This is a genomic window from Colwellia sp. SU-HH01172 (assembly GCF_057553355.1).
In genome coordinates this window covers 1286423-1300977 of sequence record NZ_BAAJMB010000001.1, presented here as the reverse complement: position 1 = coordinate 1300977, position 14555 = coordinate 1286423, and the positions used below count along the sequence as shown (strand labels likewise).

Below are 14555 nucleotides of genomic sequence, written 5' to 3'. Positions count from 1 at the left end.
GAGAATAGCAAACATGAATAGATGGATTTACTTTATTGTTCTACAAATAATCCTTGTTTTAGTCTTGGCGGGGGTTATTTATCAGCATAAGGATAAGGCAGCTATTATCAAAACGCCGCCGAAAGCGCTCGGCCAATGGTACAAACCGGAAAACAAACGGCAAGTGTGGTTGCACAATATGTTTAAACTACGCCGAGAAATGCAAGCGGTAGCTTTTTACGCAGAGCAAAAAGATATTGAACATTTGCAGAAATGGACTAAATCTCTCAACGAACATTATCTTAAAATTGCTGAAATGGTACCTAGCTGGAATAAGAAGTTAGACACATCGACACTTGCAAATTTAAGGCATAGCGTCGCAGAGCAAGATTATACTAGTGCTTTAACCGCAGTAGATACACTGCAAGAAAGCTGCGATTCTTGTCATGATGATTATCAAGCTATCACGGCATTAACCTATCGTGCTCCTGATTTTTCTGCAATTGAAGTCACAACGGGGTTGTCATTTAGCTCACATATGCAAGCATTAATAAAGCAAGTTAACCAAATTAAAATTGCATCTGAAGATGGCATGACAGAGTTAGCGCTCTCTTCGTTAGTCGATCTTAAACAAGGTATGCAGAGTCTTGGGCAGGTATGCACTGATTGTCATAAGCAAGACAAGCAAAGCTACCCAAGTGAAGAAATGAATAATACTATGCTAAGCCTAGAGACTAGTTTGAAAACAGGCACACTTAAAGATCAAGGCATGGATTTAGGGGCGTTAGCCGTTCAGGCATGTGCCCGTTGTCATGGAACGCATAGATTAACAACGGGCGCTAAAACTTTGTTGTCAAAGGAACAGAGTTTAGCTGAGCTACTCAAGCATTAAGATTTTGAAAGTGGGTATGGCAAGAGTATTTTCATAACACGCTCTTTCCATATTTTATGCTGATTTTAGTTACTTTTTTTCTTGTTGTAATGAGCTCTCAAGTGCTTGTTTAACAACTGGGTGAACGAATTGACTAACATCGCCATTATGCAGGGCAACTTCTTTTACTAAGGTGGAAGAGATAAATGAGTTTTCTTCAGCTGGCGTTAAAAATACCGATTCTAGGTCTGGTGATAAGCGACGATTCATATTAGCCAACTGAAATTCGTATTCAAAATCTGAAACCGCGCGTAAGCCACGAATAAGCACATTGGCTTGATGATCTTTGGCAAAATCGACTAATAAGCCACTAAAACCAACCACAGTAACATTTGGCAGATGCTTGGTTACCGCTTCTAGTAATTCAACACGTTGCTTTAAATCAAAACGTGGCTTTTTACTTGGGCTAGCGGCTATACCGACAATTACTTCACCAAATAAACGACTAGCTCGCTCGATTAAATCGGCATGACCATTGGTGACTGGATCAAATGTTCCCGGATAAATTGCTTTTACTGACATATTTTTAAGACGATTTTAATAGGACAAACTTCTATTGTAATTGCTGACGGCTGTAAATTCAAAGTAATCAAAATGATAGAAAATTTGATGAAATTTTATCATTGGTAAAAGAAGCTAAAATCAGGGCTCTGTGGCAGATTTGTTTGCTAGCAACTAAAGTATTTACTCGAAATGCTTTAATTTTGGCTAATTTTGATAGTATGATAGAAAAATCTATGTCAATAAATACGAGAAGCAGTATCGATGAAAACTCGGGATAAAATAATTCAAGCCAGCATTGCATTATTTAACGAACAAGGTGAACGTAATGTTACCACTAACCACATTGCTGCAGATCTTGGTATTAGCCCTGGCAACCTCTATTATCACTTTCGTAATAAAGAAGACATTATTTTATCAATTTACGAGGAATACGCGCGTAACTTATTGATAGAAACCATGCCGGAAGTAAGTCCTGATGTTAAACCCCTAGATGCCATTATTTTGTATATGGATGTGGTTTTCCAAGCGATGATGAAGTTTCGCTTTTTCTATAGTAATTTGCCGGTATTGTTGGCGAAAAATCCCCTGTTGCATGACAAATACGTTGAAGTGCAAGGATTCATTGCCCAGCGTGTTAGTGAGTTGTTACTTTCACTACGCGATGCGAATATGATGGAGTTTGCTGATGAGGATTTACCTGATATTGTCAGTATTTTACGTTTAGTAAATACCTTTTGGCTAAGTTTTTATCAAACCCAAAATAATGATACTGAGATCAATGATTCGGTTTTCTATCAAGGGGTATTGAAAATATTAGTCATTATTCAGCCGTATATTAGTGAGTCGGCACGCAATGAATTTTTGGAAGCTCGGGCTATGTATCGTCAACGCTGCCAAGATAGTTTAAATGCGGCATAAGCACACTTAGAGAACATCTTTGCGACTATTAAGACTGGTAACCGTTTAACAACGCTTGCCAGTTTTTTTCGCGCCAATGAAAATTGGCAACACGAATGCTTTCTTTACGAAAAGATCTTAGTAGTCGTGCCATATTCTGCTCAGGCCATTTATTTTTATTTTCTCGTTGTTCGCCACGATCAAAATCGATCAGCCAAACTTTATTGTTATCATCCACTAAAATATTGTGGGCATTTAAATCATGATGATATATACCGTGCTGATGGAATGACTTAATGATTTTGCCAATTTCAAACCACAGGGTATCGTCAATGGCGTTTTTAGTTAAAATTCCGACTAAATCGCTTGCGTTTTCGATGCGTGAAGACAGTAAATCAGCGCGATAAAATAGCCCATGTTTTGCGACCCGAAAAGCCACGGGTTTAGGGGCTGGTAGGCCTAATGAGCGCATAGTTTTTAATAAGCTAAATTCACTTGCCGCGCGGGTTTTTTCCATGCCAGTGAACAAGTACTGATCGTTAATAACTTTGCCAATTAAACCGCCACGATAATAATGGCGTAATACCCAATTTAGCGTTACATTTTTTGAGTTTTCTGTGGCGATAAACCAAGTAGTACCGCGCCCCTGGGCACTGCCAACAATGGCATTTTTTTCTTGCCAATATGCCCCATCAAGCATTGCTGGAGAAAAAGCATCAATTTCTTCATTGTCATAACGACAGTAAATATTGCCACGTTGAAAAGATTTTTCCTGACAGGGTTTTACAATTGCGGGCTGGTTCAAGATAATAGACCTATATTATATATCTGCTCCTATTGTGGTGATTCCTTTATGCTGGGTCAATTATCTGTGCCAAAAAATTTATGTTTATTACGCCTATCGGCAATTGGTGATGTTTGCCATGCTGTTGCTATGGTACAAAATATCCAACGACAATGGCCAAAAACTAAGATTACTTGGGTTATTGGAAAAGTCGAAGCGAGCTTATTACAAGGTTTAGAAGGTGTTGAGTTTGTTATTTTTGATAAGCGGGCTGGACTAAAAGGCTACCGTGATTTACGTCAACAATTAAAAGGCCGACAATTTGATGTTTTGCTACATATGCAAGTGGCTTTGCGCGCCAGTATTGCTAGTTTATGTATTCCCGCGAAAGTTAAAATTGGCTTTGATAGTCAGCGGGCAAAAGAAGCACAGTGGTTATTTACCAATAAAAAAATTGCTGCACAGGCTGAGCCACATGTTTTAGATGGTTTTATGGGCTTTGCCGATGCTTTAGGATTAGATGTTACGCCGCCATTATGGCATATGCCAATCACCGACGAAGATCAACTATGGGCGAGTGAAAAGCTCAGCGCCAACAACCCTGCCGACAAACCCATTGCAGTTATTTGTCCGGCGGCAAGTAAAGCTGAACGTAATTGGCATGCAGAAGGTTATTCGCAAGCGGCTGAACACTTGAGCAAGCGTGGCTTTAAGGTGGTTATTTGTGGTGGCCCAACGACCATGGAAAAATTGCTCGCCGAAGCCATTATTAGCCGCAGTAAATTTAGTACGGGTGACAATGAAATACTTAACTTGGTTGCTGAAACCAGTCTTAAGCAATTACTAGCGGTATTAAATGTTGCTCATTTAGTGATTGCACCAGATACCGGCCCCGCGCATATGGCGGTAACGGTTGGCACACCTGTTGTTGGTTTATACGCACATAGTAATCCAAAGCGCACGGGCCCCTATTTATATCCCCAATATGTTGTCAGTGCTTATGAGTCTGCCATTCAATTGCAGTATAACCAAAGTGCTGCTGAAGTGCCGTGGGGAATGCGCGCTAAAGGTAAAGACTTAATGATGCAAATTAGTATTGCAGAAGTAAATAAAACCGTTGATAGGCTCATTGCTGACAACTATTCTGATCTCTCTTAGTTAAAACAATTGCCTCTATAATTACAAGGACGTAAATGACAGTAATCTACAGCTTTACAGCTAAACATATTGAACAGGTTTATTTATTACATAAACAAGCGTGGTGGAGCAGCGGCCGGACAATAGCAGACACTCAGCGTTGCATTGAAGGTTCGCAAGTTTGTATTGGTATCTTGGATGATAATCATAACTTAATTGCTTTTACTCGCGTGATCAGCGATTTTATTTTTAAAGCAATTATCTTTGATGTCATTGTTGACGAATCCCACCAAGGAGCAGGCTTAGGGCAACAACTGATGCATTTAGTTAAGTGTCATAAAGATTTACATGCTGTTCAACACTTTGAATTATATTGCTTGCCAGAAATGACGGCATTTTATGAAAATTTTGGCTTTTCAACGGATATAGACGGTATTAGTCTTATGCGTTGTGTTAATTCTTAGTAGGGTTTGTGTTGAAAAAATACGTTACCGGTTTTATGTTTTCCCAAGACGCTAGCCATGTTGTGTTAATTAAGAAACTTAACCCGCAATGGCAACGAGGTTTCTTTAATGGTGTTGGCGGTAAAATAGAAGCCAATGAATCATCGATTGGTGCCATGATGAGAGAGTTTTCAGAAGAAACTGGCGTATTAACCCAACCACAAGATTGGACCTGCTTTGCTAATGTATTTCGTGCTAACTGTTACGATGTTGATATGTATTTTGCTCAATCCGACCTCGCATTTGATGCGTTAACTGTTGAAGCAGAAGAAGTTCATATCCTAAAAGTAGCAGCGTTACCTAAAAACATAATCCCTAACTTACAATGGTTAATTCCATTGGCGTTAGATAAGCAAGCGGATTTTTCAACGCCAATTAGAATACAAGAAATAGCAGAAGAGCGCATAACTGCTTAGTTGTGCTGCTCCACAAAGGCACTATTAAAATACTACAATAAGAAGAATAAAGTGATAAAAAGTAGAAAGCTCCACAAATTTATTGGCTTAATTTTAGTGTTACCTATGCTAGGTTGGTCAATCACAGGTGTAATATTTTTTATAAAGCCAGGGTATCAAGGTGCCTATGAGCAACTTTCAGTTAAAACCTATCCGCTCAGCGAGTTTATAGCGCTTCAACCAAAGCGCGATTGGCAAGAAATGAAATTAGTCAGCACCATTTTGGGCGATCATTTATTGGTGAAGACTAAAAGCAAAACAAAGCATTTAGACCCTAATTCGCTACTCCCTAAACTTGAGCCTTCTGAAACTGAATTCAAAGCCTTATTGCTTGATGCCTTTACTGATAATAGTGCACGTTATGGTGAAGTTGTGACATTAAATGGTTTATCAGCTCAAACCAATACCGGTGTTGAAGTTAAGCTTGATTGGAATAGCTTACGTTTAAGCCAAAAAGGCCAAGACACTGAATTAATAAACCTGCTGTACAAGGTGCATTATTTGCAATGGACTTCACATAAAGGGGTAGACCAAGCCTTAGGTATATTTGGTTTAATCTTACTGATTTTATTAACTATTTTAGGTGTTAGGCTTTACCTTAAAAAATAAACCTGTATTGTAAAGTCAACGGCATGGCTCAATGAATGAGCCATGGTATCCAACTCTCTATTTTCATTCATTTATAAGGACTTAAGGTGAATAAACCCTTCATTACATTGTTTTTTTTGCTATTGACACTATTCGGTCATACCGCTGAATTCATTAACGACAAAAGCGTTCTCGCTGAAAAAAATTGTTTCCGTCAAAACTTTAATGACTATGATACTTGGCGTGAGAGTATGGTGCGAAAGTATAAAAAAAAGTTTAAAACAGAAGAAAAAATAAAGCGTGCTTTAGTTCGTTTTGACAGAACATTTACGCAAGAAGCGTTTATTGCTTTTAAAGAGCAACTTACTTGCCAAACATTTGAGTATTTAGTTGATGGTATTAAAGTTAGCGGTTTTATAATAAAACCAAAAGGCAGTACTGAAAAATTACCCGTGTTGATTTATAACCGTGGCGGTAATGGCGACTTTAGTGCGGTTAAGTTTGCTTCTATGATGCACAATTTATTCCCAATAGCTCGGCAAGGTTTTGTGGTTATTGGCAGCCAATATCGCGGTACTTTTAATAAAAATAAAGCGCTTGACGATGAGTTTGGTGGTAAAGATGTTGAAGACGTAACGGCTTTGCTAGATTTGATCCCGAGCATAGCTGGCGCAGATGCTGACCGAATTGGTATGTTCGGCGCTAGTCGTGGCGGCATGCAAACCTATTTGACACTACAACGAACGGATCAAATCAAAGCTGTGGCGGTTATTGCTGGTGTCGCGGATTTAACTATTCAGCTAGAAGAGCGACCAAGAATGGAAAGGGTTTATAAACAACGTATTCCTAATTATGCACAGAATAATCAGGCCGAGCTTGAAAAACGTTCTGTGCTTTATTGGCTTGATAAAATCCCTCAAGATGTACCCATTTTACTTCTTCACGGGATGTCTGACGAACGTGTTTCAGTTGAGCAATCGATAACTTTGGCTGAAGCATTAGAGAAAGCTGGTATGCCGCATAAGCTGGTACTTTATCCTGGCGATAACCACGGGCTAATTCAAAATAAAACCAAGGCGACGCAGGAAATTGTCGCTTGGTTTGATAAGTACTTATAAACGTATTTAGTGAATGTTAAGCAATTAGCTTTTGTAAGGCAGTCAAGGAACGCTTTGTCGCTCCTTGATTTGCTTGCACGACTTGATAAGCATTTTCCCCAAGTGATAGTGCCGCCTTGTTGTCAGTTAATAAGCGTATAACTGCAGTGGCTAATGCTTGTGACATATCTTCATTTTCTTTAAGTTGCACAATTCCTTGCGCACCGATCAGCTGTGCTAAAATCTCTTTAAAATTACTCATATTTGGGCCGACGATAACTGGTTTTTGAAATAATGCTGGCTCTAATGGGTTATGACCGCCAATTTCACTGAAACTTCCACCCATGGTCACCACATCTGCCAGTGCACAGGCTGGCAGAAGTTCACCTAAAGTATCAATGACCCAAATATTAGTATCAAGCGCAACTGCTTGTTTGTGACTGCGTTTGAGCACTTTATTACCAGCGTCTTGTGCTAACTTAACAACTTGTTCAAAGCGTTCAGGGTGGCGTGGCACAATGATCAGTAAAGCTGTTTGATCTTGCTGTTTTACTTGTTCAAAGGCTGCTAACGCTAACGCTTCGTCGCCAGGATGGGTGCTGGCAATTAGCCAAACATTTCGTTGTTCGGTTATTAAGTTTTCTAATTCTGCTTGCTTCGCGGCAACATCATCGTTCAGTGAAATATCGAATTTTAAATTGCCTGATAACTGACACCGCTCTGTGTTTGCTCCCATGGCTAAGTAGTTATCTTGATTGACTTGGCTCTGGGTTAATATACTGTCAAAGTGTTGAATAGCGGGCGTAATTAACCAGTTGAGTTTTTGATAACTGCGCATTGAATTATCAGATAAACGCCCGTTCACTAGCATTAGTTTAATATTTTTAGCTTGGCACTGAGCGATTAAATTTGGCCACAATTCTGTTTCCATAAAAACCATAGCTTGAGGTTTCAAGCGCCGCAAAAATAATTGCGTTGAAACAATATTGTCGAGTGGTAAATAGCAGTGCTGTACTTGTTTACCAAAAAGCTTGGTGACTTGTGCTGAGCCTGTTGGTGTAAAGGTTGTTACCGTAATATTGTTATTTGGGTATTCTGCAATAAGCTGAGTAATAAAGGGTTTAAGCGCAATAACCTCACCAACACTTGCGGCATGAACAATAATGCCACCAGATTTCATCTTTTTTGAAGTTAAACCTAAACGCTCAGTAAGTCGCTGGCGATATTCAGGGTGATTAATTGAACGGATCAGCAATACCATTAAAAGTACTGGTGTTAACAACAAAAATAATAAACGGTAAAAAAATAAAGCTAAAAAATTTCGCACTCAAACGGACTCAAAATCAATTGTCTATGTCAACTAGTATACCTAAAGATGATGTTTAACGGACTAATTCTTCCATTTTGATAAGGTAATTAATTTGTTTGCCTGGTGCTAATTGCTAACGTTCAAAGATAGTATCAAGAATAATAGAGGAATTTGTTCTTTCAACCCCTTCCGTTGAACATACCATATTAAGTACTTCACTTAGTTTTTCTAAGGTACTGGCTTGAATGGTAACCAATAAATCATATTCACCACTAATTGAATAGATATGACTAATTTGGTGTACTTTTCTTAAGGCCACACAAATGGTTTTTCTAAGGTTTGGATTTACTTTTAATGACACATTAGAGGAAATGAGCCCACTGGTATATTCGCTGCCTAAAACTACGCTGTAAGCCTTGATAACATTGTTGTCTTCGAGTTTATTAAGGCGGTTTTGTATTGCTGTTCTGGAAACGCCTGTTGCTCTAGCAATATCTGAAACACTGGCTCTGGCATTGACTCGTAAAATTGCCAGTAGTTCTTCATCTTTTTCGGTTAGCAAACTACACTTCTCTCTAGTATAAATTCATAAAACAGCCCTTAACTTACACTTTGACATGGTAATATGTCAATTTAACTATTTAAAAGTGCATATCAACAATTATTGTCACTTTTATTGACGGGCTGACTAGACTGATAATACAAGTATTGAATGACCATAATTTATTAAGGAATTAACGTGACTGATTCTGCATCAACAAAAGGTTTTTACTCGCATTTAACTGCACAAATTGAGCAAGTAAAAGAAGATGGCTTATACAAAGCAGAGCGTGTTATTACTACCGCTCAACAACCACAAATAGCAGTAAATACTGGTGAAGATGTGGTTAACTTTTGTGCCAATAACTACTTAGGTTTGGCTAATCACCCATCATTAATTGCTGCTGCTAAACAAGGTTTAGATGAGCATGGCTTTGGTATGGCGTCGGTGCGCTTTATTTGTGGCACGCAAGATATTCATAAAACTTTAGAGCAAAAGTTAAGTGCCTTTTTAGGTATGGAAGATACTATTTTGTATTCTTCTTGTTTCGACGCTAATGCTGGCTTATTTGAAACATTATTAGGCCCAGAAGATGCGATAATTTCTGATTCTTTAAACCATGCTTCAATTATTGATGGCGTGCGTTTATGTAAAGCAAAACGTTTCCGTTATGCCAATAATGACGCGGCAGAACTTGAAGCCCGTTTAATTGAAGCTGATGAAGCTGGCGCTCGTTTTAAGTTAATTGCTACTGATGGCGTATTTTCAATGGATGGCGTTATTGCCAACCTAAAAGCTGTTTGTGACTTAGCTGATAAATACAATGCCATGGTAATGGTTGATGACTCACACGCAGTTGGTTTTGTTGGTGAACAAGGCCGTGGTAGCCATGAGTACTGTGAAGTAATGGGGCGCGTCGATATTATTACCGGCACGCTAGGTAAAGCTATGGGTGGCGCTTCAGGCGGTTATACTTCGGCGAAAAAAGAAGTAGTTGAGTGGTTACGTCAACGCTCACGCCCTTACTTATTCTCAAACTCGTTAGCGCCAGCGATTGTTAACGCCTCAATTAAAGTGATTGATTTATTGGCTGATGGAGACGAGTTACGTAAAACCTTAAAAGACAACGCTGCTTATTTTAGAACACAAATGGAAGCGGCTGGCTTTACTTGTGCCGGCGCCGATCACGCAATTGTGCCAGTGATGTTAGGTGATGCGAAAGTAGCTAGCGATATGGCTGATCGTTTATTAGCAGAAGGCATTTATGTTATTGGTTTCTCATTCCCAGTGGTACCTAAAGGCCAAGCGCGTATTCGTACACAAATTTCGGCAGCGCATACTAAAGCTGAATTAGATAAAGCGATTGAAGCGTTTATTCGTATCGGCAAAGAAATGAAAGTGATTGAGGGTTAATCATGAAAGCGTTAGCAAAATTAAAAGCAGAACCGGGCATTTGGATGACCGACTCGCCAATGCCAGAGCTAGGACATAACGATCTGCTGATTAAAATAAAGAAAACCGCGATTTGTGGTACAGACATTCATATTTATAACTGGGATGAATGGTCACAAAAAACCATTCCAGTTCCTATGGTCGTTGGGCACGAATATGCCGGTGAAGTGGTTGGCATTGGTGAAGAAGTAAAAGGCTTTGCCATAGGCGATCGTGTTTCAGGCGAAGGACATATTACTTGTGGTCATTGTCGAAATTGTCGCGGTGGTCGCACCCATTTATGTCGTAATACTGTCGGTGTTGGTGTCAATCGCGAAGGTTCATTTGCTGAATACTTGGTTATTCCAGCGTTTAACGCCTTTAAATTACCTGACGAAATCTCAAATGATTTAGCTGCGATATTTGACCCCTTCGGTAATGCAGTACATACCGCATTGTCGTTTGACTTAGTCGGTGAAGATGTATTGATCACAGGCGCTGGCCCTATTGGTATTATGGCGGCGGCTGTCGCTAAACATGTCGGTGCTCGTCATGTGGTGATTACCGATGTTAATGAATACCGTTTAGACCTTGCCCGCAAAATGGGCGCAACCCGTGCCGTTGATGTTAGTAAAGAAAAGCTAGCAGATGTTATGGCTGACTTGGGGATGACTGAAGGTTTTGATGTTGGCATGGAAATGTCAGGTGTTTCTATGGCCTTTACCGATATGTTAGCCAATATGAACAATGGTGGAAAAATCGCCATGTTGGGCATTCCTGGTCAAGATATGGCAATTGATTGGAGTCAGGTAATATTTAAAGGCTTAACCATTAAAGGTATTTATGGGCGAGAAATGTTTGAAACTTGGTATAAAATGGCAAGCTTGATCCAGTCTGGCTTAGATTTAACGCCAATTATCACGCATCACTTTAATGTTGATGATTTTCAGCAAGGGTTTGATATCATGCGTTCAGGACAATCAGGTAAAGTTATTTTAAATTGGGAAGCATAATGGCAAGTAGCGAAGAAAATTTTAAACATATGCAAATTAGTGAACTGCATCAGGCATTGGCTGATAAAACGCATGTGGTAGTTGATATTCGCGATCCAGCGTCATTTCAAGCCGGGCATATTCCCAATGCTTTGCATTTAAGTAATGAAAGTTTGCCTGAGTTTTTACGTACCGCTGACTTTGATGCACCTGTGGTTGTTTGTTGTTACCACGGCATTTCCAGTCAGCAAGCGGCACAGTTTCTGATCAGTCAAGATTTTACCGAAGTGTATTCACTTGATGGTGGCTTCACCGATTGGCAGTTACAATATCCGGATACTGTTGCACGTTAATGATAACTGAAGATCTGCGCCCACTGGTAAGCGTTAAGCAACACAACATTGCCTTGTTGTTTTGTGATTATATACGCACGCTTGAGGTACAGGCGCAGATTGAATCTGAAGATGATAGCTTTGTTATTTATTGCTCGCCGGATAAGTTTGAACTGGCAATGACTGAATTTAAGCAGTTTATTGAACAACCTTATGATAGTAAATATCAACAAGCAGCTTGGCAAAATGGCAGTGTTACTGATGTTAATCCGCATTCCCCGCCTTTATTAAGTAGTTTTAAAAGCCAGTTTTTTTCTCATGCGGGCTTGGTGACCTTAACGGTGTTTAGTGTCTGTTGGCTGGTATTTGTTGCCAGTTTGCTTGGCTGGTCTGGCGTTATATTTCAGCAATTAAAGTTTTATTCCTTATTCAATATTGAACAAGTTATTCAAGCTCCTCATCGCTTATTTGGCCCAGCACTATTTCACTTTTCATGGTTACATATTGCTTTTAATACCATGTGGTGGTGGCAGTTAGGTGGCTCAATAGAAAAAACATTTGGTGGCGCAAGCTTAATTAAGGTGTTTTTAGCGACCGCATTAATATCTAATATTGGCCAGTATATGGTTGATGGGCCGAATTTTGGTGGTTTGTCTGGTGTTGTTTATGGCTTAGTTGGTTATGTTTGGTGGCTTGGCTGGTTATGGCCAGAAAAGGGCTTGACGCTATCTAAACCTATCATAGGTTTTATGTTGTTTTGGTTACTCTTAGGTTATACCAATATTTTACCATTCAATATGGCCAATACAGCACATTTATTGGGGTTGATAAGTGGCTGCGGTTTAGGGTACATCAAAGTATTAAAAGAAAAAAAGCACACTAGTTGAAACTAAATGTGCTTTTATGATGGTTAACATTCTTAATGTTAGTTATCTAACCATTGTGTAAATAAAAGCTTTTTAATTAGAGGCTTGCCGGTTTCTTTTTCCAATAATTGTTTGACTTTTTCTTCACACAAACGCTGAATTTCATGACGGCCATTAATCGATTTAACTTTTGATTCTGGCTGCTGACCAATAATGTTGATAATAGCGTCGCGTAGCAATGGTGAGTGATGTTCAACAACCTCGTAATTCGAGGAATCTTCAATCATTAGTTCCACCGTTAGGCGGACATAGCCCATTTTCTTCTTTACCGCGACGTAATTAGTCACAATAGAGGGCTCAAAGCCAAAGTAGGCGTAATCAGCCGCCTTAGCAGGGGCTGAACTTAATAGCACTAACAATAGAATAATGGGCATTTTCATAACAATAAAACTCAAATCAAAAACCGTTAATTGCTTAAGCTAACTGCTTAAGATAAATACGTAAACATGGTAAGTGTCTTCAATAATAACGCGAATTTTACTTGCGCGCTGAATTATTTAGTAATTATTTCAACCGACCCGATATTACCGCAAGGTAATAGCGATGTCAGCAAATAAGAAATATAGCCTAATCAGTTATTAGGCTATATTTCTAGCATGCTAAACGCTATCATACGTCGTTTTTGGTAACTTTAGTGATAGGTATTGTTTTCAGGCATGACAGCACAGCATTTTTTATTTCCTGTTGAAATGAGCGCAATTTGGCATTCGCCAAGTACCGTGATAATTAATCCTACTTTACGCGATTGGTTACTTGATCCTACTTCTCTAACGGCAAGATTAAAGCGACATAGCAAACAATTTCGTGTCGAAGTGCTAGGGCAAAAAATCGAGGCTTGCAACGCTGTTGAAGCCAATGATGATATTCTTGTTGGTGAGCAAGTATTGGTGCGCGAAGTACTTTTATATTGTGACGACATACCGCAAGTTTTTGCTCGCAGTTTATTGCCGTTAAAATCGCTTACCGGCGAACAACAGCAGCTTGCGCATTTAGGTACGCAGTCGTTAGGGCAAGTATTATTTAATCACCCTGATTTATTGCGAAAAAAAATTGAAGTGGCGGCATTTAGTGAGCAATCAACCGTGGCAAAAATTGCTGAGCATTTATCACTAACGGTAGAACAACCGCTGTGGGGGCGTCGTTCAGTATTTATGCTAGATGCTAAGCCGCTTATGGTGGCTGAAGTGTTCCTGCCTGGCGCCTTTGCGTATCAGGAATAAAAGGGTTTTAGATTGAGTGAGTTAACAGAAAAATTAACGGCAATTAAGCAAATTACCCGTATGGATAAGCCCATTGGCACCTACTTGTTGCTGTGGCCTACGTATTGGGCATTGTGGATCGCGTCCGACGGTTGGCCAACATTACATATGTTGTTGGTGTTTAGCTTAGGGGTCTTTTTGATGCGTAGCGCAGGTTGTGTGATTAATGATTTCGCCGACCGTAAAATCGATGGCGCGGTAAAGCGCACGCAAAATCGTCCGCTGGTTACTGGGGCATTATCTAGCAGTGAAGCGCTGCAGTTGTTTGCAACATTTGTGTTAATTGCCTTTGGTTTAGTGCTGACCTTAAATCATTACACTATTATGCTGTCTCTGGTGGCGGTATTTCTGGCGGCAAGTTATCCTTTCATGAAACGCATAACTCACTTTCCACAAGTGGTGCTAGGAGCGGCATTTAGTTGGGGCATGATTATGGCTTTTGCCCAAGAACAAGGTCAAATCCCTACCGTTGCTTGGTTACTGTTTAGCGCTAATGTTTTGTGGACAGTGGCATATGACACTATGTATGCCATGGTTGACCGAGATGATGATGTTAAGATTGGTGTTAAGTCGACAGCGATCATTTTTGCGCATAACGATAAGCGCATTATTCTATTTTTACAGCTCATGACCTTAGCATTATTGTTTACGGTTGGTGATATGTTGGCCTTTGGTTGGCCTTATCAGTTGTCGTTAGTTGTGGCTGCAGGCTTCTTCTGCTATCAACAAATATTAATTGCTGGTCGTGAACGTGAGCGTTGTTTTCAAGCTTTTTTAAATAACCACTATGTCGGTTTGATAGTATTTGTCGGCGTAGCCATCGAATATTTATAGTACTATTGCAGTAATAAAATAAGCATTTGTTCAGCAGAGCAAATGCTTATTTTTGG

The 14555-nt window shown here is 39.6% G+C and carries 18 protein-coding genes; 13 read left to right on the top strand and 5 right to left on the bottom strand.

Features of this window, described 5'->3' with window-relative positions; all coding sequences use genetic code 11:
• Nucleotides 1-13: 13 nt before the first annotated feature.
• Nucleotides 14-871, top strand: coding sequence for a multiheme c-type cytochrome (locus AC27JP_RS05785; RefSeq protein WP_487112923.1), 858 nt, complete (start codon nucleotides 14-16; stop codon nucleotides 869-871).
• Nucleotides 872-940: 69 nt separating this feature from the next.
• On the opposite strand, the gene coaD is transcribed toward AC27JP_RS05785, so the two are convergent.
• Nucleotides 941-1432 (bottom strand): pantetheine-phosphate adenylyltransferase, encoded by a 492-nt coding sequence (coaD, locus tag AC27JP_RS05780; RefSeq protein WP_487112921.1) that lies wholly within the window; start codon nucleotides 1430-1432, stop codon nucleotides 941-943.
• A gap of 243 nt (nucleotides 1433-1675) precedes the next feature.
• On the opposite strand from coaD, the gene AC27JP_RS05775 reads away from it, so the two are divergent.
• Complete coding sequence (locus AC27JP_RS05775; RefSeq protein ID WP_487112919.1) at nucleotides 1676-2332, top strand: TetR/AcrR family transcriptional regulator; 657 nt, start codon at nucleotides 1676-1678, stop codon at nucleotides 2330-2332.
• A 28-nt stretch (nucleotides 2333-2360) separates the two neighbouring features.
• On the opposite strand, the gene AC27JP_RS05770 is transcribed toward AC27JP_RS05775, so the two are convergent.
• Nucleotides 2361-3116: a 3-deoxy-D-manno-octulosonic acid kinase gene (locus tag AC27JP_RS05770; protein ID WP_487112918.1), complete on the bottom strand. Its 756-nt coding sequence runs from the start codon at nucleotides 3114-3116 to the stop codon at nucleotides 2361-2363.
• Between the two features lie 48 nt (nucleotides 3117-3164).
• Here AC27JP_RS05770 and AC27JP_RS05765 point away from each other — a divergent pair, with 48 nt between their 5' ends.
• From AC27JP_RS05765 to AC27JP_RS05745, 5 genes are all read left to right on the top strand, one after another.
• Nucleotides 3165-4253: a glycosyltransferase family 9 protein gene (locus AC27JP_RS05765; protein WP_487112916.1), complete on the top strand. Its 1089-nt coding sequence runs from the start codon at nucleotides 3165-3167 to the stop codon at nucleotides 4251-4253.
• Between the two features lie 35 nt (nucleotides 4254-4288).
• Nucleotides 4289-4696 (top strand): GNAT family N-acetyltransferase, encoded by a 408-nt coding sequence (locus AC27JP_RS05760; protein ID WP_487112914.1) that lies wholly within the window; start codon nucleotides 4289-4291, stop codon nucleotides 4694-4696.
• 8 nt (nucleotides 4697-4704) lie between these two features.
• Nucleotides 4705-5151, top strand: a complete 447-nt coding sequence (locus tag AC27JP_RS05755; protein WP_487112912.1) for an NUDIX domain-containing protein — start codon at nucleotides 4705-4707, stop codon at nucleotides 5149-5151.
• 51 nt (nucleotides 5152-5202) lie between these two features.
• Complete coding sequence (locus tag AC27JP_RS05750; RefSeq protein ID WP_487112910.1) at nucleotides 5203-5799, top strand: PepSY domain-containing protein; 597 nt, start codon at nucleotides 5203-5205, stop codon at nucleotides 5797-5799.
• Between the two features lie 86 nt (nucleotides 5800-5885).
• Complete coding sequence (locus AC27JP_RS05745) at nucleotides 5886-6896, top strand: alpha/beta hydrolase family protein (protein WP_487112908.1); 1011 nt, start codon at nucleotides 5886-5888, stop codon at nucleotides 6894-6896.
• A gap of 16 nt (nucleotides 6897-6912) precedes the next feature.
• Here AC27JP_RS05745 and waaA read toward each other — a convergent pair whose 3' ends face one another.
• Both waaA and AC27JP_RS05735 read right to left on the bottom strand, forming a co-directional pair.
• Nucleotides 6913-8202 (bottom strand): lipid IV(A) 3-deoxy-D-manno-octulosonic acid transferase, encoded by a 1290-nt coding sequence (gene waaA / locus AC27JP_RS05740; protein ID WP_487112907.1) that lies wholly within the window; start codon nucleotides 8200-8202, stop codon nucleotides 6913-6915.
• Between the two features lie 115 nt (nucleotides 8203-8317).
• A complete protein-coding gene (locus tag AC27JP_RS05735) occupies nucleotides 8318-8746 on the bottom strand; it encodes an Lrp/AsnC family transcriptional regulator (protein ID WP_487112905.1) in 429 nt (142 codons plus the stop codon).
• A gap of 177 nt (nucleotides 8747-8923) precedes the next feature.
• Here AC27JP_RS05735 and AC27JP_RS05730 point away from each other — a divergent pair, with 177 nt between their 5' ends.
• From AC27JP_RS05730 to glpG, 4 genes are read left to right on the top strand one after another with little or no spacing between them, the layout of a single operon-like run.
• Nucleotides 8924-10138 carry a glycine C-acetyltransferase gene (locus AC27JP_RS05730; RefSeq protein ID WP_487112903.1) on the top strand — a complete coding sequence of 405 codons (1215 nt, stop codon included), beginning with the start codon at nucleotides 8924-8926 and terminating at the stop codon, nucleotides 10136-10138.
• Nucleotides 10139-10140: 2 nt separating this feature from the next.
• Nucleotides 10141-11169: an L-threonine 3-dehydrogenase gene (gene tdh, locus AC27JP_RS05725; protein ID WP_487112902.1), complete on the top strand. Its 1029-nt coding sequence runs from the start codon at nucleotides 10141-10143 to the stop codon at nucleotides 11167-11169.
• Nucleotides 11169-11501, top strand: coding sequence for a thiosulfate sulfurtransferase GlpE (glpE, locus tag AC27JP_RS05720; protein ID WP_487112900.1), 333 nt, complete (start codon nucleotides 11169-11171; stop codon nucleotides 11499-11501). Before tdh ends, glpE begins: the two co-directional genes overlap by 1 nt.
• Nucleotides 11501-12367 carry a rhomboid family intramembrane serine protease GlpG gene (glpG, locus tag AC27JP_RS05715; RefSeq protein ID WP_487112898.1) on the top strand — a complete coding sequence of 289 codons (867 nt, stop codon included), beginning with the start codon at nucleotides 11501-11503 and terminating at the stop codon, nucleotides 12365-12367. Before glpE ends, glpG begins: the two co-directional genes overlap by 1 nt.
• 38 nt (nucleotides 12368-12405) lie before the next feature.
• Here glpG and AC27JP_RS05710 read toward each other — a convergent pair whose 3' ends face one another.
• Entirely contained in the window at nucleotides 12406-12786 is a 381-nt protein-coding gene (locus tag AC27JP_RS05710; RefSeq protein ID WP_487113482.1) for a flagellar basal body-associated protein FliL, read from the bottom strand.
• Nucleotides 12787-13062: 276 nt separating this feature from the next.
• On the opposite strand from AC27JP_RS05710, the gene AC27JP_RS05705 reads away from it, so the two are divergent.
• Both AC27JP_RS05705 and ubiA read left to right on the top strand, forming a co-directional pair.
• Nucleotides 13063-13626: a chorismate--pyruvate lyase family protein gene (locus tag AC27JP_RS05705; RefSeq protein WP_487112896.1), complete on the top strand. Its 564-nt coding sequence runs from the start codon at nucleotides 13063-13065 to the stop codon at nucleotides 13624-13626.
• A 12-nt stretch (nucleotides 13627-13638) separates the two neighbouring features.
• Nucleotides 13639-14499, top strand: a complete 861-nt coding sequence (ubiA, locus tag AC27JP_RS05700) for a 4-hydroxybenzoate octaprenyltransferase (RefSeq protein WP_487112895.1) — start codon at nucleotides 13639-13641, stop codon at nucleotides 14497-14499.
• Nucleotides 14500-14555: the final 56 nt, after the last annotated feature.